The organism is Brevundimonas sp. GW821-FHT09G01, assembly GCF_059416065.1.
Map to the genome: position 1 here is coordinate 23416 of NZ_JBWKOL010000010.1, position 19839 is coordinate 43254.

Below are 19839 nucleotides of genomic sequence, written 5' to 3' on the forward strand. Positions count from 1 at the left end.
CATGTTCCCGTTCCGTTTCACCTGCTTGTCGACTATCTAGGGACCGTGTCCACCGACTCCCTCACCTCCTCCAGCGCCGTGACCGGCGACGAGCCGTGGCTGGCCCTGCCCGCCGCCCTGGCCGTGCCGCCGGGGGCGGGGGCGATGTGCGACGACGAGGGCGCGCGCAGGATCGGGCGCGGCGCCGCCGAGGGGGTCTTCACCACCGGTCCCGTGATGGTCGCCCACGCCAGTTTGACAGGGCGGCGGCTCGGCCTCGCGCCGCCGTCGCGGTCGGAAGACCTGCTGGACGTGCTGGAGCTGTTCGCCTTCGTGCGGCCGGCGCGGTTCTGCGCCCCGTCGCCGAGCGGGCTGGCCCTGGCCATGGGACAAAGCGAGCCCAAGGGGGCGGAGGCCCAGGCCGTGGCCCTGCGCGAGGCGGCGCTGGGCCTGTTGAAGGAGCTGGCCGATCCCGCCTATCCGCACCGCGAGGACGCCTTCACCCTGAACGAGACCCTGGCCCGGGCGGGCTGGAGCTGGTCGTGGCGGGTGGCGGGAGCCCTGCAGCACCAGCCGCTGCGCGCGCGCCAGTATCGCGGCAGCGGCCTCGATGTCTGGTCCCGGCTGGCCGAGTGGGAGGACGAGGCGCCGCGCGGCGAGGCCGGCTCGGCCCCGGTCGATTCCGAGAGCGCCCGCATCCGGCTGGAGAAGCTGCTGCAGGCCTCTGGGCTGGACGAGACCCGACCGACCCAGTCCGACTATGCGGCCGAGGCCGCCTACGCCTTCTCGCCCCGAAACGAGGAGGGCCGGCCGCGCGTGCTGCTGGCCGAGGCCGGCACCGGCACCGGCAAGACCCTGGGCTATCTGGCCCCGGCCTCGCTGTGGGCCGAGCGCAATCAGGGCGCGGCCTGGGTTTCGACCTACACCCGCGCCCTGCAGCGCCAGATCGACCGCGAGAGCGCCGCCCTGTGGCCCGACCCGGCCGAACGCAAGAGGAAGGCCGTCGTCCGTAAGGGGCGCGAGAACTACCTCTGCCTGCTGAACCTGCAGGACATGGTGCAGGCGGCCCAGCTGGGGAACGGCGACCTGATCGGCATGGCGCTGGCCGGGCGCTGGGCCCTGCATACGCGCGACGGCGACATGACCGGCGGCGACTATCCCGGCTGGCTGCCCGGCCTGTTCGCCACCCCCGCCAGCCAGCAGGCCAGCGCGGCCAATCTGGTCGACCGGCGCGGCGAGTGCGTGCACGCCGCCTGCCCCCACTACCGCACCTGCTTTGTCGAGAAGACCATCCGCGCCAGCCGCCGGGCCGATCTGGTGGTGGCCAACCATGCGCTGGTCATGACCCAGGCCGCCTTCGACGGCGCCCGGTCTGCGCGGGGGCTGAAGCAGGACGGCGAGACGGCGGCGCTGAAGCGCATCGTCTTCGACGAGGGCCACCACCTGTTCGACGCCGCCGACAGCGCCTTCTCCGCCTGCCTGTCCGGGCAGGAGGCGGCCGAGCTGCGCCGCTGGATCCGGGGACCCGAGGGGCGCGGGCGGCGCGGACGCGGGCTGGAGCAGCGGCTGGGCGACCTGTGCGCGGACAATGACGCGGCGCAGAAGGCGCTTCAGGACGCCATCCACGCGGCGGCCCAGTTGCCGGGCGAAGGGGCCTCGGGACGGATCGCCCCGGCCTCGGGCGAGGTCAATCCGATCGGGCCGATCGAGCGGTTCCTGGTCGCGGCGCTGGAACAACTCCGCGCACGGACAAACGAGAACGGCGGGCCGGGCGGCATCGAGTTCGGCATGGAATGCTCCCTGCGTCCCGTGACCGATCCTGTGCTGGACGCGGCGCGGGAGGCGGCCAGGACCCTGGCGGCGGTCGAGGCGCCCCTGCTGGCCCTGTCGCGGCACCTGGAGGACATCCTCGACGATGAGTCGGTTGAACTGGACGGTTCGTCCCGGGCGCGCATCGAGGGGGCGTTGCGCGGGCTGGACCGGCGCGCGCGCATGACCCTGCCCGGCTGGCGCTCCATGCTGGCGGCGCTGGACAACGACACCGGCGAGGCGGACCCCGACTTCGTCGACTGGCTGTCGGCCGAGGCCGCCTTCGGCCGCATCCACGACGTGGCCCTGCGCCGCCACTGGATCGACCCTACCGTGCCGCTGGAGGCCGCCGTGGTCATGCCTTCGCACGGGGTGCTGATCACCAGCGCCACCCTGTCCGATCCGATGTCGGAGGATCCGTTCGACCTGGCCCGGATGCGCAGCGGCGCGGCGCGGCTGATCGAACCGGCGCGGACGCTGAAGGTCGAAAGCCCGTTCGACTACGCCGAGAACAGCCGGGTCATCGTCGTCAACGACCTGATCAAGGATGACACGCGCCAGACGGCGGCGGCGATGCGCGAACTGTTCCTGGCGGCGGGCGGCGGCGGCGTGGGCCTGTTCACCGCCATCCGGCGGCTGAAGGCGGTCTATGAGCGGCTGGGACCGGACCTCGCGAAAGCGGGCATCCCCCTGTACGCCCAGCACGTCGATCCGCTGGAGGTCGGCGCGCTGGTCGATGTGTTCCGGGCCGAGCAGGACAGCTGCCTGCTGGGCACCGACGCGGTGCGGGACGGGGTGGACGTGCCCGGGCGGTCCCTGCGCATCCTCGCCTTTGACCGGGTCCCCTGGCCGCGCCCCGACCTGCTGCACAAGGCCCGGCGCGAACGGTTCGGCGGCAGCTCCGCGCAGGGGCGCGCCTATGACGACGCCCTGGCCCGCGCCCGCATGGCCCAGGCGTTCGGGCGGCTGATCCGCCGGGCCGATGACAAGGGCGTCTTCGTCATGCTGGACGCCGCCTGTCCCACCCGCCTGTTCGCCAGCCTGCCGCCGGGAACCGAGGTGCTGCGCATGGGGCTGGCGGAAGCGGTCGAACTGGTCGGCGGCTTCCTCAAGCCGTCGTCTTGAAACCGCCGCCGGCCCCGTCCACATGCCCGACGGGGCCCGCGCGGCGCGGCCTGCGAATTGCACTCTTCGCACTCGCTTTTTCATCGTATGGGCGCCGGGGGCGGCTTCGTACGTTCCGTCCTGTTCGCACTCTTCGCACTGTGTTTTTCGGATCCTGAATGACAGCCGCCAGCGACCAACCCTACCGCCACCCTCGCCGCGGCGTCATCGGCCCCCTCCTGATCGCCGGGGTGATCCTGGCGGTGTGGACCGGCTGGTGGTTCTATCTGGTGCAACAGATCGAGACGCGGCTGGAGGCCCAGGTCGCGGCCCTGCAGCAGGACGGCTGGACCATCAGGCACGCCGAGGTGACGACCACCGGCTGGCCGTTCCGGGCGCGGGTGGAGATCCCCCATGCCGACATCCTGGCCCCGTCGGGCCACGGCGTCGCGGCGCCGGAGATCGTGGCCGAGGCCAATGCGTGGAATCCGGACCGCTGGGTCATCATCGCCCCGGAGGGCCTGACCCTGACCCGCGCCGACAAGGGCAAGGTCGCGGTGCGCGGCGACGCCCTGCGCATGAGTGTCAGCCATCTGCGTGACCGCTTCCCCGACCTGCGGGTCGAGCTGGTGCGCGCGGTCTTCACCGCCCATCCGGGGGCCGATCCCTTCCCCATCGCCTCGGCTGAGCACATCCAGCTGGAGACCCGGCCGCACCTGACCGACGGCAAGGCGACCACCGACGAGATGGACGTGCTGTTCAACCTGGTCGACGCCCGCGGCCGTCGCGGCGGTCCGGTCGAGGGAGCCACCCGCGAGGGCCGGCTGACCCTGGCGCTGGAGGGCACGGTGCAGCAGGCCAGTCGCCTGAAGGGGCCGAACGCGGCGGGGATCTTCTCCAACTGGACCCGGGCCGGCGGACGGTTCACCGCCCTGCGTGGCGAGCTGACGGCGGGCGAAAGCCGGGCGCGGCTGTCCAGCGACGCCCTGTCGGCGGACCCCAACGGACGGCTGACCGGCCAGATCGCCCTGACCGCAGAACGGCCCGGCCCGATGATGTCGGGCATGGCCTCGGCCCAGTCGGGCGCGGTCAACCGCGCCGGCGCCGTGGGCGCGGCGGCGGCGACCGCCGTCAACGGCGACCGCCCGGTCGATCTGACGCTGTCGTTCCGCGACGGCCGCACCTGGCTGGGGCCGTTCGCCCTGGCTCCGGCGCCGCGGCTGTTCTGATGCTGGTCGAACCGCCGGAGGACGCGGCGCGGCTGGCGCTGGACCGGGCGCTGACCCAGGCGGTCCGCGCGCGGCTAGCGGCCGGGTCCCGCCCCACCGTGGACGCCGACGCCATCGCCATCCGGGAAGCGCTCAAGGGCCTGAGCGCGCCCGAGATCGCGGCCGCCCGCTCCGTCCTGGGCCGGCTGGACGCCGCCGCCGGCGCGCCCCTGGTCGTCTGGGGCCCGGCGTCGCAGGTGCTGGCGGCCGACCGCTACGGCCTGTCGGCGCGGATGGCGGCCAAGCCCGAGGCGGCGCTCAAGGCGGTGCGGGAGGGCGCGCGGGCGCTGATGGACCTGACGCCCTCGAACGCCTGGTTCGGACGTCTGCTGGCCGAGCCGTCGCTGCGCATCGTCGCCGCCCTGCCCGACCACGGCGCCGGCCTGCCCCGCTCCCTGCTGGTGCAGCAGACCCAGCCCGGCCCGACCGGCCATGACCGAACCTTCTGGGCCACGGACAGCGGCCTGCCGAACAGCCGGATCCTCGACGCCCTGTCCGACGCCGGACTGGCCGCGACGCCGCTGATCGAGGCGGGCGGCTTGAAGCTGTTCGTGCTGGCGGGCTATGTGCAGGCGGAGGACGGGCGGCTGAACGGCGCGCCCGGAACCCTGTCCGGCGTCATCGGCGCCGCCCCCCTGTTCTGAGAGCTCGCATGACCGACGCCATCCAGCCCAAGCCCGGCATCCTCGACATCGCCCCCTATGTCGGCGGCAAGTCGAAGATCGAGGGCGTGGCCGAGCCGATGAAGCTGTCGTCCAACGAGAACGCGCTGGGCGCGGGCGAGAAGGCGCGCGAGGCCTATCATGCGGCGGTCGCCAACATTCACATCTACCCCGACGGCCGGGCCGGCAAGCTGCGCGACGCCGTGGCCGCCCATCACGGGCTGGAAGGCGAACGCCTGATCTTCGGCAACGGCTCGGACGAGGTCTTCGCCCTGCTGAACCAGACCTATCTGACCGCCGGCGACAACATCGTCACCGGCCAGTACGGCTTCCTCGCCTACCGCATCTCCGCCCTGGCCAACCAGGCCTCGGTCAAGCTGGCCCCTGAGCCTGGCTTCAAGGCCGAGGTCGAGGCCATCCTCGAGCAGGTCGATGAGCGGACCAAGATCGTCTACATCTCCAGCCCGTCGAACCCGACCGGCAGCTACAACACCGCCGAGGAGACCCGCCGTCTCCACGCCGCCCTGCCGCCGCACGTCCTGCTGGTCATCGACGAGGCCTATGCCGAGTTCGTCAGCGCCCCCGACTGGGAGACCAGCTTCCCGCTGGCCCGCGACGCCGACAACATCGTGGTCACCCGCACCTTCTCCAAGATCCACGGCCTGGGCGGCCTTCGCATCGGCTTCGGCTATGCGCCGCTGAAGGTGGCCGAGGCGGTCGACCGCATCCGCCTGCCGTTCAACGTCTCGATCCCGGGGATCGAGGCGGCCGTCGCGGCTCTGGGCGACGAGGCTCACCAGAAGGCGTCGCGCGAGCTGGTCGAGACCTGGCGCCCGCGCCTGACGCAGGCGATCAAGGGCTTCGGCTTCGACGTCTTCCCCTCGGTCGGCAATTTCGTGCTGGTCCGCTTCCCGGACCCGGCGCGCACCGCCGCCGCCGCCAATGACTACCTGAACAGCAAGGGCATCATCGTCCGCCCGGTCGGCGGCTACGGCCTGCCCGACTGCCTGCGCATCACGGTCGGCACGGAAGACCAGAACCGCGCCGTGCTGGACGCCCTGAGCGAGTTCGCGGCAGGCTAGTTCCGCCTGAAGATGCGGCTCGCCGCCCAGCCGGTGAACATGGCCAGCAGGACGCAGAGGACGCCGTAGCTCCATGGGCGGCGCTGGGCGAACTCGAAGATGTCGCGCTCGATGCCGACCTTCTCGACCGTCAGGGTCAGGTTCGAGACCGAGACCGGCTCGCCGTCCTGGAACAGCCAGACCTCGGCGAAATACTGGCCCGTGGGGGCGACGGCGGGGAGATCGACCTCGGCGCGGAACAGGCCCTTGTCGACGAACTGCACCCCCTTGGGGTCGCTGTTGTAGAGCGCCGCCGCCTCGCGCAGGCGGATCACCGCGCGGCGGTAGTCGAGATAGTCCTCGCCCAGGCGGCTGACGACCACATCGCGCACGCCGTAGCGGGTGACGGTGCGGCTTTCCTCCGGCGCGGCGATGCGCAGGTGGTCCACGCCGACGCCCAGCCGGCGCAGCTGGCCGAAGTCGGCGATATCGCCGAGCGGCCGGGTCGAGGCGGTCATGTAGAAGCCGGGCGCGCCCTCGAACAGGACCGGGCGGCTGTTCAGCCAGACGCCCATGTTGCGGGTCTTCTTGACCAGGCGGACAGGGCCGTCCGGGCCGCGCACCACGACCACCACGTCGGCGGGCCGGGCGGTCGGATTGAAGACCGCCCCATACAGGACGATGGAGGCGCCGCGGAAGCTGGAGTCGACCATGACACGGGCGTCGGTCATGGCGGCGGCGACGCGAACCTGATCCGTCGTCGCGACCGATCGCTCGGGCGCGGGGGCCTCTATGGCCGGAGGGGGAGGCGGCAGGGCCTGGATCATTCCGCGATCCTCATTCGGCGATCCCGGGGGCGAAGCTGAACAGGTCGCTGGGCCGCACGAACAGCTCCAGCCCCATGTAGATGCCGACCAGAAGGACGATGATGGCCAGCAGGGCGCGCAGCTCCTCGGCGCGGAACCGGCCCGACAGGCGGGCGCCGTACTGGGCCCCGACGACCCCGCCGAGCAGGAGGATGGTCGACAGGACGATGTCGACCGTCTGGTTCCGGCCCGCCTGCAGGACCGTGGTCATGGCCGTGGTGATGATGATCTGGAACAGGCTGGTGCCGACCACCACCTGGGCCCGCATGCGCAGAACGTAGAGCATGGCCGGCACCAGGATGAAGCCGCCGCCGACGCCCATGATGGCCGACATCATGCCGACGAAGACGCCCAGCCCGATGGGGGGAATGACGCTGATGTAGAGGCCCGAGCGAGGGAAGCGCATGCGCAGGGGCAGGCCGTAAAGCCACAGCGGGCGGCGGCGCTCCTTGTGCGGCGCGACCTCGCCCCGCACCCGGCGCAGGATTTGGCCGAGGCTCTCGTAGAGCATCAGGGCGCCGATGGCCCCGAGGAACAGCAGATAGGACAGGGCGACAGCCAGATCGGCCTGACCCAGCAGGCGCAGGTAGCGGAACAGCTCGACGCCCAGCAGGGCGCCCACGACCCCGCCCAGGGCCATGATCGCGCCGATCTTGTAATCGACCAGCTTGCGCGAGGTGTAGTTGATGACGCCGGAGGTCGACGAGGCGACGACGTGGCTGGCCTGGCTGGCGACCGCGACCGACGGCGGGATGCCGAGGAAGATCAGGATCGGGGCCATGAGGAAGCCGCCGCCGATGCCAAACAGCCCGGACACGAATCCGACCGTCGCCCCCAGCAGAACCAGGAGCGGCCAGTTCACCGAAACCTCGGCGATCGGCAGATAGATATCCAAAGGACGCGCCTTCGGCTGGAACTGAGGTCAAACGCCCGAAAGGCGACGGTGGAACTGTCCTGAACGCCCCGGGCCGAAGGTGCAACCCGATGCGCCCGAAAGGTTAGCTGATCGCGTCAGGCGACCGGTTCGACCGTGAAGCGATCGGCCTCGGCCCGGGCCTTGCCGCGGTCCGCGACCGACAGCGTGGCCCGCAAACGATCGACCGCCGTCTGGGCGTCGCCGTCCCCGGCGCGCGAGGCGATCAGATACCATTTGAAGGCCGCGAGCGGGTCCATGCGGACACCGCCCTCGCCGGTCTCGTACAGCTTGGCGATGTTGTACTGGCTGTCGACCAGGCCCTGTTCGGCCGCCTTGGTCAGCCACGTCATGGCCTCGGTGGTGTTCACCGCTCCGCCGACGCCCTGGAACAGGTACATGCCGTAGGCGTGCATGCCGCGCGGGTCGCCGGCCTGGGCGGCGCGCTTCATCCAGTTGCGGGCCTGGGCCGGATCGACCGTCACGCCCTTGCCGCCGTCCTGGTACAGGCCCGCCAGCTGCAGCTGGGCCGGGGCGTAGCCGAGCCCGGCGGCCTGTTTGAGCAGATCCACGCCCTGGAGATTGTCGCTGTCCAGCTGGATGATCGCCTGCTGGTAGAGATCGGCGGCGCGGGTCAGGTCGGCGGGCGAGGCCTCGACCACGGTGGCGAGCGCCGCGACCGGCGGGCCCCCTGCGGAGGCGGGGTCGGAAATGGACAGGCCCGGAATGCGGATGCCGGCGTCGGTAAGCTCGCTGAAGGCCACGGCGCCGGTGGCGGTCAGGACCACGGCGACGGCGGAGGCGCCCAGCGCCTTGCGGACCGTGCCGCCCTCTTTCGAGGCCTGTTTGTCCAGTCGCTCCTGCAGGCGCGACTTGCCGCCGCGCTTCAGGCCGAAGCCCGAACGGGTCGGGGCCGGCGTGTCGGACTCGGCCATGGCGGCGCGGGCCGCGTCGATGGCCTGACGGGTCGAGTTGGCGGCGCGGCCTTGCGCCGCCGCGGCGCGCAGGGCGCGCGGATCGACGAAGTCGGTCTCGCCGGCGAAGTCGTCCGGGCCGGCGTCGAAGCCATCGGGCGCCGTGGCGGCCAGGGCGTCGGACACGTCGGCGCCGCCGAAGCTATGGCCGAAGGGCGCCGAGGCCGCGGCCGGCGGCGGGGCGAAGACCGGCGTGTGCGGCGCGGCGTCCAGCTCTTCCGTGAGCGAACCGGTGAAGGGGGCGGCGACCGCCTCGCGGCTGCCGAACGGCGCCGAGACCGGTTCCGGCGCCGTGCGCGGGCCGCGCATGACCGCGTCGAAGACGGAGTCGGCGGTCAGGACCTCGGCGTCGTCGTGCAGGTCCGGCGCCGCCGGTGCGAAGGCCTCGCGGGCCGGTTCGGGCTCGGGCGGCGCCAGCTCAGCCGACCAGGCCTGCTGCTCGGCATAGACCGGGTCCGGATCCTCGAAGGTCTGGCCCTGGAAGGGGGCGTCGGGGAAGGCCGCGTCCGGGAAGGCGGCGGCGCGCCAGTCGGGCTGGGCGTCGGCGGCCGGGGCGACGACCGGAGCGGGCTTCGGCGCCTCGGCGCGGCGCTCGATGTTTTCGCGGGCCTCGGCGATGAGGGCGGCGGTGCGCTCTTCCGACAGTCGCATGCGCTCGGCCAGTTCGCCGGAGGCGCGGTCGTAGCTCTGCTCGATCTTGCTGGAGCTGTCGGCAAGGCGGCGGCTGATGTCTTCCAGCGCCTGCTGCGACCGGCGCTCGGACTGGGCGATGCGTTCGCTCAGGCGGTCCGAGATGCGGGTGATCTCGCCGCCCAGCTTCTCCAGCGCCAGGGCGTGACGGTCGTCGGCGGCGGTGAGGCGTTGTTCCAGACCCTGGGCCAGACGGCCCATGTCGCCCTCGACCTTGCGGCTCAGGGTCTCGCCCAGCTTCTCGAAGCGGGCGTCAGCGCCGTGTTCGATCTTGGCCACGCGGCCGTTCAGGTTCTCGGCAATGCGCAGGACCTCGCGGCCCATGGCCTCGACCGCGCCGGCGGAACGGGTCTCGGAGGTCTTGAGCTGTTCGCCCAGCGCCATCACGGCCCGCTCGATGCGGTCCATGCGGTTGTCGGCCTCGGCGGTGTCGAGGCGGCGCATCATCTCGGTGCGGTTGGACTCGACCTGACGGCTCAGGGTCTCGGCCAGCTTCTCGAAGCGGGCGGCCTCGCGGACGCCCTCGGGCTCGACCCGGCTCTCGGCGGCGCGCAGCCGCTGGTCCAGATGGGCGAAGGAACGTTCGAGACCGCGCAGGGCCTCGGTCGTGCGGGCTTGGGCCTGGTCCAGCCGGGCGCCGACCTGGGCCAGCAGGTCCGAACCGGCGCCGGGACCGGCCAGCTTCTCGACCGCGTCCATGCGCTGGCGCAGCTCGTTGACGCCGGAGCGCTGGCGTTCCTCGATGTCGTACAGGCGGCCCGCGAGCGCGCCGATGCCGGTCTCGATCTTGCCGAAGGTCTCGGCGGTCTTGGGACCGACTTCCTGTTCGAACTTGCGCAGGCGACGGTGGCCCTCGCGCAGCTCCTCGGAGATATCGTCGATGCGCCGGCCGTACTGGCGGCCGTCCTGATCGGAGGCCTCGAGACGGCGCACCAGACCGGCGACGGCCTGGTCGACGCCCTGGATCGCAACGGTCGAGCGGCGCTCGGCGGCTTCGAGGCGGGCGGCGATGGCGTCGACCGAGGCGCTGAGGCGATGACCGACATCATCACCCGCATAGGCGTCGTCCAGCCGGCGGCTGCGGCCGCGACGGTCGAAGATTTCGGCGGCGTGGGGACGGCGCGGCAGGGGCGTGTAGCCCTCGTCCTCGTCACCATCCTCCATGATCATCGAATTCAGCCACTCGCCGAGCGTCATGCCGGAGCGGCGCGCGAGGTCCTTGGCGATCTCGCGAGCCTTGGGGTCTATCCCCTTCACGCTCCACGGCGCGGCTGCGCTCACTGATTCGACTCCCGACCTTTGGCTGGACGCTAGTGCGCCAGATCAGGGGTGTAAACGTGTGGTTAACCCCAAGATGTAGGGGTTCCGCCATCTTCCTGTGGAAAGCCCGCACACCCACCGGATAGATGGCGTCAACGTGGTTAACGGACGATGAAGATTAACCTCCCGGCAAGGACTCAAACCCTTGCGCGGGCGCGTCCGGCGGTCCACGTGGCGCGGATGGACATGACCTCCACCCTGGCCCTGACCGCCGTCACCCTGGCGATCACCGTCTTCGCCGGCTGGCGAGGGGCGCGTCCGTGGGATCCGACCCAGAGCGTGCGGATGGCGCCGTGGCGATTCATCATGGTGATGGGCGGCGCAGCGACCTTCGTCCTGCTGATCCACATCGGGGCCCTGCTGGGCGTGCCGCAGCGGACGTACTGAGCCGGGAACCTCGCCCCACCCATGCGCCTTCCTGATCCGAACCCCGAGATCAGGAGAGACCCGCATGAGCGACAAGACCCTCACCGCCGACCAGGCCGAACAGCATTTCTGGGACAGCCTGAAGAAGTCCAACACCGGTCTGCTGGGCCTGGACCAGCCAGGCTATCACGCCCAGCCGATGACCGCCTTCCGCGAGGAGGAGACCGGCACGATCTGGTTCTTCACCCGCGACGACACCGATCTGGCCAAGGACGCGGGCCTCCCGGGCGGACAGAGCGCGATGTTCCACTATGGCTCCAAGGACCAGAACGTCTGGGCCTGCATCCACGGTGAACTGTCGGTGCACGGCCAGGACCGCGAGATCATCAACCGCTACTGGAACCCGGTGCTGGCGGCCTGGTATCCGCAGGGCAAGGACGATCCGCATCTGACCCTCCTGCGCTTCGACGCCGACGACGGCCGGGTCTGGGTCAACGAGGGCGGCTTCTTCAAATTCGCCTACGAGGTCGCCAAGGCCAACATCACCAAGACCCTTCCCGACGCGGGCGGCGTGGCGGACGTGAACCTGCAATAGGCATGAGATTCGGGGGTCGAGGGTCGAGGGAAGATTATCTCGCCCCTCGACCCTCAGCCCTCGACCCTATTGCGCGAAACACCAGGCCAGAACGGCCTTCTGGGCGTGGATGCGGTTCTCGGCCTCGTCCCAGACCAGCGACTTGGGACCGTCGATGACCGAGTCCGTCACCTCTTCCCCGCGGTGGGCGGGAAGGCAGTGCAGGAAGACCGCGTCCGGTTGGGCCAGGCTCATCAGGGCGTCGTCGACGCCGTAGCCGTCGAAGGCTTCCAGACGGGCCTCGTAATCCTGATCGCCCATCGACACCCAGGTGTCGGTGACCACCACGTCAGCGCCGGCGACGGCCTCGCGCGGATCCGAGGTCAGCAGGACGTTGTCGCCGCCGCGGGCGAGGTCGTGCAGGTCCGGATGGTACTCGGCCGGACAGGCCACCTGCAGGCGGAAGCCGAACTTCGGCACCGCATGCATGAAGCTGTGGCAGACGTTGTTGCCGTCGCCGACCCAGGCGATCGTCTTGCCCGCCACCGGCCCGAGGTGCTCCTCGATGGTCAGCAGGTCGGCCAGGATCTGGCAGGGGTGCGAGCGGTCGGTCAGGCCGTTGATCACCGGCACGGTCGCGACGCGGGCGAACCGCTCCACGTCCTCATGGCTGTTGGCGCGGATCATCACCGCGTCGACCATGCGCGACAGCACCTTGGCCGTGTCCTCGACCGGTTCGCCGCGGCCCAGCTGCATGTCGCCGGCGTTGGCGATGATGCCGGAGCCGCCCAGCTGGCGGATGGCGGCGTCGAAGCTGAAGCGGGTGCGGGTCGAGTTCTTCTCGAACACCATGGCCAGGACGCGGTCCCTGGCCGGCGCGTCGGCGTCGACGCGGCCCTGCGGCCAGCCCTTGCGCGCCTGTTTGCGGGCGTGGGCGTCATCCAGGATGGCGCGCAGTTCGTCGGCTTCAAGCCGATAGATGTCGAGGAAGTGACGGACCATCGGCCCCTCCAGATCTGTCAGGGCCTCAGGCCAGCTTGGTCCGCGCGAACTCGCAGGTCTTCTCGAAGCGTTCGACGGCCTCGCGGGCCTCTTCGAGGGTCAGCACCAGCGGCGGCAGGATGCGCACGCAGTTGTCGCCGCCGCCGGCGACCAGCAGACGCTGCTCGTCGCGTGCCCAACCCATGAATTCGCGGTTGTTGGGGACCAGCTTGACGCCGATCAGCAGACCCCTGCCGCGCACATCGACGATGATGTCCGGGAAGCGCTCCTTCAGGCCGTGCAGCTGCTGCTTCAGATAGCCGGCGATCTCGTTGACGTGGGCCAGGGTCTCGGGCTTGGACAGTTCGCCGAAAGCCGCCTGGCCGACGGCCATGGCCAGCGGGTTGCCGCCGAAGGTCGAGCCGTGCACGCCCACCGTCATGCCCTTGGCCGCGTCGGCGGTGGCCAGGCACGCGCCTATGGGGAAGCCGCCGCCCAGGGCCTTGGCGATGGCCATGATGTCCGGGGTCATGCCGGCCCATTCGTGGGCCCACAGCTTGCCGGTGCGGCCCATGCCGCACTGGACCTCGTCGAAGATGATCAGCACGCCGTTGGCGTCGGCCATCTCGCGCATCCAGCGCAGGTCCTCGTCCGGGGTCGAACGGCAACCGCCCTCGCCCTGCACCGGCTCCAGGATGATCGCGGCCGTGGTCGGATTCTCGAACGCCGCCTTCAGCGCGTCCTTGTCGCCCCACACCAGCTGGTGGAAGCCCTCCATCTTCGGGCCGAAGCCTTCGGTGTAGGACGGGTTGGCGGCAGCGTTGATCGCGCCGTAGGTGCGGCCGTGGAACGAGCCGTCGAAGCCGTAGATGTCGATCCGCTCAGGGGCGCCGTTGGCGACGTGGTGCTTGCGCGCCGTCTTCAGCGCGCACTCGACCGCCTCGGTGCCCGAGTTGGTGAAGAAGACCACGTCGGCGAAAGACTTGGCGCACAGGTCATCGGCCAGGGCCTCCTGGCCCGGGATGCGGAAGATGTTGGAGACGTGCCACAGCTTGCCGGCCTGTTCGGTCACGGCGGCGACCAGCTTGGGGTGGGCGTGGCCCAGGCCGTTGGTCGAGATGCCGGCGACGCAGTCCAGGTATTCCGTGCCGTCCGTGGACCACAGACGCGCGCCCAGACCACGCTCCACTTCCAGCGGCGCACGGTTGTAGACACCCATCAGATGTTCTTGGGACACGGGACTGGACCTCCAAAAGCGATACGGCCCCGTCGCGAGGCGCGACGGAGCCGGTAAAAAGGGTCTGGCCTTGTCGGACGCGCGCCGGGGTTAGTCAACACCACGCGGAGCCGCGCCGCGCCTTACCGATCCTTAAGTTGCCGCCGGGCCTCCGGGCGGAAACGGTAGCGCCGGCTGGAGCGGAGACGACCACCTTGAAAACGGAACTGATCGCCCTCGGACTGGCCCTCGCCGCCATCCCGGCCGTCGCCCATGCCCAGACGGCGACGCCGCGCTTCGAGCCCGGCCCCTGCGCGGTCGAGGTGGCGCCCGACGAGCGCATCGACTGCGGCGTGCTGGTCGTGCCCGAGAACCGCGGGCGTGCCGACAGCCGGATGATCCGCCTGCCCGTTCTGATCTTCCGCAGCCGCGCCGAGACGCCCGCCAACGATCCGGTGATCTTCCTCACCGGCGGGCCCGGCAACAGCGCGTTCTCGGGCCAGCGGTCGGGGCGGAGCAATCCCTTCCTGGAACTGCGCGACCAGGTGGTTCTGGAGCCTCGCGGGGCCAAGCTGGCCCAACCCGCGCTGGAGTGCCCGGAGATCAATGCGCTGAAGGGCGTGATCACCGCCGAACGTCTCCGCGGCGTAGAGGCCGACACCCGGCTGACGGCGGCGGCCACGGCCTGCCGGGCGACGCTGGTCGCGGGCGGCGCCGACCTGAACGGCTACAATTCGGCGGAGGCCGCGGACGACATCGAGGCCCTGCGGGTCGCCCAGGGCTACGACAGGGTCAACCTCTACGCCCTGTCCTACGGCACACGGCTGGCGCTGACGGTCGCGCGGCGGCATCCGAGCTCGGTCCGCGCCATGGTGCTGGACTCCGTCCTGCCGCCCGAAGTCGGCTACGACGAGGCCGCGACGGCCAATACCTGGCGCAGCCTGAACGCGGTCTTCGACAACTGCGCGGTCGATCCCGCCTGCAGCGCCGCCTGGCCCGACGCCCGCGAGGATTTCCGCGCCCTTGTCGCGCGCGGCGAGATCGATGCGGTGACGGGCGTGGGTCTGGCGTTGCAGGATCCCCGTCTGATCCCCCTGATCCCCCGCGCGGTCGGGTCAGCCGCCGACGGGCGGCCGGAAGAACTGGCCGGATGGATCGCCCGCGCCCAGGGCCCCTCCGGCTTCACCTGGGGCCTGCGGCTGTCGGTCTGGTGCTCGGAAGAGGCGCCGTTCGAGGCGCCCGAGCGGATCGAGGCCCAGGTCGCCGCCGACCGGGGGCTGGGCGGCGCCGATTCCCGCGCCGCCTCGGTCGCCATGTGCCGGGCCTGGAACGTCGCGCCGGCCGAAGCGATCGAGAATACGCCGGTGACGTCCGACATCCCGACACTGATCTTCGCCGGTGAGTTCGATCCAAGCACCCCGCCGGACTGGGGCCGACGGCTGTTGGCGCAGATGCCCAAGGCGACCTTCGTGTCGATGCCCGGCCTGAGCCACGGCGCCAGCTTCAACCGCTGCGGCGGCATGATGGCGGTCGCCTTCTTCCGTGATCCGGACGCGGCGCCGGACGTGGTCTGCGCCAACCGGATGCGCGGCGCGGATTTCAGCCTGAGCGCCGCCGCGCCCTAGAGCGAAATCGGTTGACTTGGACGCAGTCCAACTCGGCTCAGATTTCGCTCCAGTGCTGGACCATTTTTTGGATTCAGGTCGATCCGACCTGAAGCAAAAATGGTCCAGGGCTCAGCTCTTCAGACGCCAGCCCGACTTGAACACGCGCCAGCAGGCGTACGACATGATCAGGGTCAGCACCGCGCTCATCGCGACCCCGATCCAGAGGTTGCCCTCGGCGTGGCCGATGAAGCCGAAGCGGAAGCCGTCGATCATGTAGAAGATCGGGTTCCAGTGGCTGATGGTGGCGAACGGCTCGGGCAGGTTGTCGACCAGGTAGAAGGTGCCGGACAGGAAGGTCATCGGCATGATCAGGAAGTTCTGGACCGCCGCCAGCTGATCGAATTTCTCGGCCCACAGGCCGGCGAAGACGCCCAGCATGCCCATCAGCAGAGAAGCGGTCAGGCCGAACCACAGGATGGCGAAGAGGTTGGTGACGCCCAGCTTCGCGAACGGCAGCACGCAGATGGCGGTCACCAGGCCCACGGCGATGCCGCGCGTCGCGGCGCCCAGCGAGAAGCCGATGGTCAGCTCCAGCGGGCTGAGCGGCGGGGTCAGGAAGTCGGTCGCCGTGCCCATGATCTTGGCCTGGATCAGGCTGGACGAGGCGTTGGCGAAGGCGTTGTTCAGGATCGCCATCATGATCAGGCCGGGGGCGACGAACTCGGCGAAGGGCGTGCCGTCGATCGGCGGGCGCGATCCCTTCAGCGCCACCACGAAGACCAGCATGTAGAGCAGGGTCGTGACCACAGGCGCGGCCACGGTCTGGGCTCCGACCTTCCAGAAGCGACGAACCTCCTTGAGATACAGGGTCTTCACCCCTTCCCAGTTGACGCCGTTGTAGCGGCGCGGCTGCGGGAGCCCGGGCGGGCGCGTGGAGGCGAGATCGGTCATGGGGCGCAGATGCGGCGGGAAGCGCAGCTGCGCAAGGGGCAGCGCGGATGGGAAGTGATGAGTGGCGAGTGATTAGTGGATGTCTGAGGGCCTGCCGCGGCGCCTCACGGTCAGACGCCCCTACTGGCGGCAGCGAACCACTAATCACTCGCCACTCATCACTTCCCCGCACGGTCCCAGCCATGAGACCGCGCAAGGCGCCCCGCCTTAACCATACTAGATGTGGTTCCTGTGGACGGACCAATTCCCACATATTGCGCCTTTTAACAGGTGGTTTACGATTAGGAGTAGGTCAGGACCCCCGAGGGGGCGGTTCGACCCCATATGTTGAATCCCCGGAGGCGATCATGACCGCAGGCTGGACCGAAGACCGCGTCGGCGCACTGAAGAAGCTGTGGCTGGAAGGCCAGTCGGCCAGTCAGATCGCCAAGCAACTGGGCGGCGGCGTGACCCGCAACGCCGTGATCGGCAAGGTGCACCGTCTGGGCCTGTCGGGCCGCGCCGCGCCGTCGCAACCGGCCCGCGCCACCTTCCGCCCGTCGCGTCCGCGCCCCGCCGCGCAACCGACCCAGGCGCCGTCGGCCCCGCGCCGTATCGAGGCCGCCCAGCCGCGCGCCGCGGTTCCGGTCGCCCCGACCCCGGCGCCGATCCCCGACCTGCCCGGCACGGCCACGGTCATGACCCTGGGCGCCCACATGTGCAAATGGCCGATCGGCGACCCGTCCTCGACCGAGTTCAGCTTCTGCGGCCGCCGCGCCTCGGAAGGCGTCTACTGCATGGAGCACGCCCGCGTCGCCTACCAGCCGCAGGTCCGCAAGGGCGGCAAGGACGGCGCCAGCGAACTGGCCCGCAGCCTGCGCCGCTATATCTAGGTCGCATTGACCTGACCAAGGCGGCTCGCTCCACCCGGCGGGCCGCCTTTTTCTTATCCAGCCACATGGCTGTCACGAATGGCCCCTAGAGGGGCCGCCGTCCGCTCCGACGCCGCGCCCGCCGCGGCGATGGAGCAGGGGGCGGGGCTGCGGTTATCCGGGTTGACGCAGCCCCTCACCCTCCCCTCTCAGACCGAGGCGATGACAGGTCCCGCGATACGGGCCTGCCGCCGACGGCGCTTTCCGATCTTCGCCAGCAGCACGACGCCGATCAGGGCGATCAGCCCGCCGGTCGCCGCGCGTCCGGCCCCCGGCCCCGAGACGAGGGCGTGCACCAGGCCCGCCCCGGCCAGCAGCACGGCCCAGGGCCGCAGCGGCCTGGCGGACGCCCGCCTCAGTGCGCTGAAGAAGATCCAGCCGATCGGCGCGAGCAAAGCCGCGCCCGCCATCAGATGCCAGCTCCACGGCCCCTCGCCCGACGACCACGACAGCGCCGCCAGAACCATCTCGGCGACCACGATGACCGGCAGCATCAGGGCCGCGACGGCCAGCGACGCCGGAACCGGCTTGTCGCGCGGACGGACCGGCGCGGCGACCGGGCCGGGAGGCGCTAGGTCCGACGCGCCCCAGTCCTTCAGCCTGGAAACGAAGCGCCGTCCGGCCTCCGACAGGGCGGCGGCCTCCAGCTTGTTGGCCTCGAACAGGATGAAGGGTTCGGCCCAGGGCAGGCCGCAGCGATTGGCCGTAACCTCCAGGGGCCGCAGCAGGTCGGTCAGGGGGTAGAGGTTGCGGCCGCCGGGTTCATAGGCCTGGGCCGTATTGCCGGCAGTGACGGCGACCATGATCGGCCGGCCTTCCAGACGACGCCCCTCGGCCTCGTAGTCGATGTAGAACATCCGCGTCAGGATCAGGTCCTGCCAGGCCTTGAGCAGCGGCGGGGTCGAGTACCACTGCAACGGAAACTGCAGCACGATCCGGTCGGCGGCGAGCAGGCGGGCCACCTCGGCGTCGTCGTCGATCACCCCGTCCGGATAGAGGGCGTGTAGGTCGGCGACCTCGACGCCCGGCAGGCAGGCCGCGGCGTTAGCGAGGGCGGCGTTGGCGCGCGAGTTGGCGATATCAGGGTGGAACAGCAGGATCAGGGTCTGGGTCATCGGGAACACCTCCGTGGTTGACGGCAGGGTGTCCGCGAGCGGATGATCAATCCAATGGATAGATCATATCATGTACTATTCGTCTGATGCATCTTCGCTCGGTCGATCTCAATTTGCTGGTGATCCTCGACGCCCTGCTGGACGAGGCGCATGTCACGCGGGCGGCGGTGCGGCTGGGCCTGTCGCAGCCGGCGACCTCCAGCGCGCTGGACCGTTGCCGCGCCCTGTTCGGCGACCCTCTGCTGGAGCGCAGCGGGGCGGGCATGCGGCTGACGCACCGGGCGGAGGCGTTGCGGGCGCCGCTACGGGCGGTGCTGGAAGAGACGCGGGACCTGCTGGTGCCGGTCGACATCCCGCTGGATCAATTGCGCCAGACCGTGCGCTTCGTCGTCGATGACTTCACCACCGGCTTCCTGGCGCCGCCGCTCGTGGCCCGGCTGTGGGAGACAGCTCCCGGCATCGACCTCGTCTTCGAGAGCTGGCGCAGTTCGGAGAATGCGCTGGAAGCGCTGGAGCGCGGCGATGCGGACCTGGCCCTGTCGGTCTTCCCGCGCGTCGAGCCCGACTTCCGCCGCGAGGTGCTGGGCGAACAGACCTATGTCGTGTCCATGCGGCGCGACCATCCCGCCGCCCGGGGTTTCGATCTCGACCGCTGGCTGGCCTGGCCGCATGTGCTGGTCTCGGGGACCGGCCAGACGCGGGGCGCCCTTGACGCCGCCCTGGCCCGGCTGGACCGGGTGCGACGGGTCGCGGTCACGGTCCCCGGCTTCTCCCTGGTCCCGCCGCTGCTGGCGGCGACGGACCTGATCGCCATGTTGCCCAGCGGCGTGGCGGCCACGCTGGGCCACGCGCATGACCTGGTCTTCTTTCCTCCGCCGATCCCGGTGGAAGGGTTCCCGCTGCATCTGGCCTGGCATCGGCGGCGGGCCCACGACCCGGCCATCGTCCATGTCGCGGATCTGGTGCGCGAACTCACGCAGGAGCTGTTCGCCCGGGCGGGCCCTAGTTCAGCACCCGCCGCTCACCCGGCACATCCAGGCTGAAGGCGGGAATGGCGGCCTCGAACATCCGGCCCAGGTCGTCAACCATGGAATAGCCGCCGACCATGGAGCCCGACGGCGTGCCCAGCGGACAGCCGGAGGCGTAGGAATAGCTGTCGCCCGGCTGGATCGTGGGCTGTTCGCCGACCACGCCGGGACCGCGCACCTCCTCGGTGTGGCCGCGCGCGTCCGTTATCAGCCAACGGCGCGCCACCAGCTGCACCGGCGAGGGCGACAGGTTCACGATCTCGACCTGATAGGCCCAGACCCACCGGCCCGCGACGGGGTCCGACTGGCCCGCCAGGAAACTGGGCCGGACGCGCACCACAATGCCTTCGGTTTCAGCTTCGTAGGCGGGGCGGTCGTGCATGCGCGAATGGTCCCTGAACCCAGACGCGCGTCAAGCGGAACCGTGGCTCATCCGACCGACGA

Annotated in this window: 17 protein-coding genes; 9 read left to right on the forward strand and 8 right to left on the reverse strand. The window is 70.6% G+C overall.

Features of this window, described 5'->3' with window-relative positions; genetic code table 11:
- Window positions 1-144 precede the first annotated feature (144 nt).
- The 4 genes from AC07NB_RS15870 (at window position 145) to hisC (ending at window position 5904) form a co-directional block, all read left to right on the forward strand.
- The gene (locus tag AC07NB_RS15870) at window positions 145-2913 is read left to right on the forward strand and encodes an ATP-dependent DNA helicase (protein ID WP_494572228.1); all 2769 of its coding nucleotides are present in this window, start codon (window positions 145-147) and stop codon (window positions 2911-2913) included.
- Between the two features lie 158 nt (window positions 2914-3071).
- A complete protein-coding gene (locus AC07NB_RS15875; RefSeq protein WP_492311706.1) occupies window positions 3072-4121 on the forward strand; it encodes a DUF2125 domain-containing protein in 1050 nt (349 codons plus the stop codon).
- The gene (locus AC07NB_RS15880; protein ID WP_492311707.1) at window positions 4121-4804 is read left to right on the forward strand and encodes a hypothetical protein; all 684 of its coding nucleotides are present in this window, start codon (window positions 4121-4123) and stop codon (window positions 4802-4804) included. The genes AC07NB_RS15875 and AC07NB_RS15880 overlap by 1 nt, the downstream gene beginning before the upstream one ends.
- An 8-nt stretch (window positions 4805-4812) precedes the next feature.
- Entirely contained in the window at window positions 4813-5904 is a 1092-nt protein-coding gene (gene hisC / locus AC07NB_RS15885) for a histidinol-phosphate transaminase (RefSeq protein ID WP_494572198.1), read from the forward strand.
- Here hisC and AC07NB_RS15890 read toward each other — a convergent pair.
- From AC07NB_RS15890 to AC07NB_RS15900, 3 genes are all read right to left on the reverse strand, one after another.
- Window positions 5901-6710, reverse strand: coding sequence for a TIGR02186 family protein (locus AC07NB_RS15890; protein ID WP_291836186.1), 810 nt, complete (start codon window positions 6708-6710; stop codon window positions 5901-5903). The genes hisC and AC07NB_RS15890 overlap by 4 nt on opposite strands.
- Before the next feature lie 10 nt (window positions 6711-6720).
- Window positions 6721-7644, reverse strand: coding sequence for a sulfite exporter TauE/SafE family protein (locus tag AC07NB_RS15895; RefSeq protein ID WP_492311709.1), 924 nt, complete (start codon window positions 7642-7644; stop codon window positions 6721-6723).
- A 116-nt stretch (window positions 7645-7760) separates the two neighbouring features.
- Window positions 7761-10607, reverse strand: a complete 2847-nt coding sequence (locus AC07NB_RS15900; RefSeq protein WP_494572199.1) for a tetratricopeptide repeat protein — start codon at window positions 10605-10607, stop codon at window positions 7761-7763.
- Between the two features lie 225 nt (window positions 10608-10832).
- Here AC07NB_RS15900 and AC07NB_RS15905 point away from each other — a divergent pair, with 225 nt between their 5' ends.
- Together AC07NB_RS15905 and AC07NB_RS15910 are read left to right on the forward strand one after the other, a co-directional pair.
- Window positions 10833-11033, forward strand: coding sequence for a hypothetical protein (locus tag AC07NB_RS15905; RefSeq protein ID WP_291836180.1), 201 nt, complete (start codon window positions 10833-10835; stop codon window positions 11031-11033).
- A 64-nt stretch (window positions 11034-11097) separates the two neighbouring features.
- Entirely contained in the window at window positions 11098-11607 is a 510-nt protein-coding gene (locus AC07NB_RS15910; protein WP_291836177.1) for a pyridoxamine 5'-phosphate oxidase family protein, read from the forward strand.
- 66 nt (window positions 11608-11673) lie between these two features.
- Here the strand turns inward: AC07NB_RS15910 and argF are convergent, their stop codons facing one another.
- A complete protein-coding gene (gene argF, locus AC07NB_RS15915) occupies window positions 11674-12588 on the reverse strand; it encodes an ornithine carbamoyltransferase (RefSeq protein WP_494572200.1) in 915 nt (304 codons plus the stop codon).
- Window positions 12589-12613: 25 nt separating this feature from the next.
- On the reverse strand, window positions 12614-13786 hold the full coding sequence (locus AC07NB_RS15920) for an aspartate aminotransferase family protein (RefSeq protein ID WP_494572229.1): 1173 nt from the start codon (window positions 13784-13786) through the stop codon (window positions 12614-12616).
- Between the two features lie 212 nt (window positions 13787-13998).
- Between AC07NB_RS15920 and AC07NB_RS15925 the strand changes: the two genes are divergently transcribed.
- Complete coding sequence (locus AC07NB_RS15925) at window positions 13999-15408, forward strand: alpha/beta hydrolase (RefSeq protein ID WP_494572201.1); 1410 nt, start codon at window positions 13999-14001, stop codon at window positions 15406-15408.
- A 111-nt stretch (window positions 15409-15519) separates the two neighbouring features.
- Here the strand turns inward: AC07NB_RS15925 and AC07NB_RS15930 are convergent, their stop codons facing one another.
- Window positions 15520-16341, reverse strand: a complete 822-nt coding sequence (locus AC07NB_RS15930; RefSeq protein WP_291836169.1) for an ABC transporter permease — start codon at window positions 16339-16341, stop codon at window positions 15520-15522.
- Between the two features lie 347 nt (window positions 16342-16688).
- Between AC07NB_RS15930 and gcrA the strand changes: the two genes are divergently transcribed.
- Window positions 16689-17213, forward strand: a complete 525-nt coding sequence (gcrA, locus tag AC07NB_RS15935; RefSeq protein WP_492311713.1) for a cell cycle sigma 70 cofactor GcrA — start codon at window positions 16689-16691, stop codon at window positions 17211-17213.
- A gap of 188 nt (window positions 17214-17401) precedes the next feature.
- Here the strand turns inward: gcrA and AC07NB_RS15940 are convergent, their stop codons facing one another.
- On the reverse strand, window positions 17402-18367 hold the full coding sequence (locus AC07NB_RS15940) for an NAD(P)H-dependent oxidoreductase (RefSeq protein ID WP_494572202.1): 966 nt from the start codon (window positions 18365-18367) through the stop codon (window positions 17402-17404).
- A gap of 86 nt (window positions 18368-18453) precedes the next feature.
- Here AC07NB_RS15940 and AC07NB_RS15945 point away from each other — a divergent pair, with 86 nt between their 5' ends.
- Window positions 18454-19410, forward strand: a complete 957-nt coding sequence (locus AC07NB_RS15945) for a LysR substrate-binding domain-containing protein (RefSeq protein WP_494572203.1) — start codon at window positions 18454-18456, stop codon at window positions 19408-19410.
- On the opposite strand, the gene apaG is transcribed toward AC07NB_RS15945, so the two are convergent.
- Window positions 19370-19777 (reverse strand): Co2+/Mg2+ efflux facilitator ApaG/CorD, encoded by a 408-nt coding sequence (gene apaG / locus AC07NB_RS15950; RefSeq protein WP_492311715.1) that lies wholly within the window; start codon window positions 19775-19777, stop codon window positions 19370-19372. The two genes, AC07NB_RS15945 and apaG, sit on opposite strands and share 41 nt — an antisense overlap.
- Between the last annotated feature and the right edge of the window lie 62 nt (window positions 19778-19839).

Coding starts and splice junctions, on each gene's coding strand:
- apaG (WP_492311715.1), bottom strand. CDS start 19,777: ATGCACGACCGCCCCGCCTACGAAGCTGAAACCGAAGGCATTGTGGTG.
- hisC (WP_494572198.1), top strand. CDS start 4,813: ATGACCGACGCCATCCAGCCCAAGCCCGGCATCCTCGACATCGCCCCC.
- AC07NB_RS15945 (WP_494572203.1), top strand. CDS start 18,454: ATGCATCTTCGCTCGGTCGATCTCAATTTGCTGGTGATCCTCGACGCC.
- AC07NB_RS15880 (WP_492311707.1), top strand. CDS start 4,121: ATGCTGGTCGAACCGCCGGAGGACGCGGCGCGGCTGGCGCTGGACCGG.
- AC07NB_RS15910 (WP_291836177.1), top strand. CDS start 11,098: ATGAGCGACAAGACCCTCACCGCCGACCAGGCCGAACAGCATTTCTGG.
- gcrA (WP_492311713.1), top strand. CDS start 16,689: ATGACCGCAGGCTGGACCGAAGACCGCGTCGGCGCACTGAAGAAGCTG.
- AC07NB_RS15875 (WP_492311706.1), top strand. CDS start 3,072: ATGACAGCCGCCAGCGACCAACCCTACCGCCACCCTCGCCGCGGCGTC.
- AC07NB_RS15870 (WP_494572228.1), top strand. CDS start 145: ATGTGCGACGACGAGGGCGCGCGCAGGATCGGGCGCGGCGCCGCCGAG.
- AC07NB_RS15930 (WP_291836169.1), bottom strand. CDS start 16,341: ATGACCGATCTCGCCTCCACGCGCCCGCCCGGGCTCCCGCAGCCGCGC.
- argF (WP_494572200.1), bottom strand. CDS start 12,588: ATGGTCCGTCACTTCCTCGACATCTATCGGCTTGAAGCCGACGAACTG.
- AC07NB_RS15890 (WP_291836186.1), bottom strand. CDS start 6,710: ATGATCCAGGCCCTGCCGCCTCCCCCTCCGGCCATAGAGGCCCCCGCG.
- AC07NB_RS15940 (WP_494572202.1), bottom strand. CDS start 18,367: ATGACCCAGACCCTGATCCTGCTGTTCCACCCTGATATCGCCAACTCG.
- AC07NB_RS15920 (WP_494572229.1), bottom strand. CDS start 13,786: ATGGGTGTCTACAACCGTGCGCCGCTGGAAGTGGAGCGTGGTCTGGGC.
- AC07NB_RS15905 (WP_291836180.1), top strand. CDS start 10,833: ATGACCTCCACCCTGGCCCTGACCGCCGTCACCCTGGCGATCACCGTC.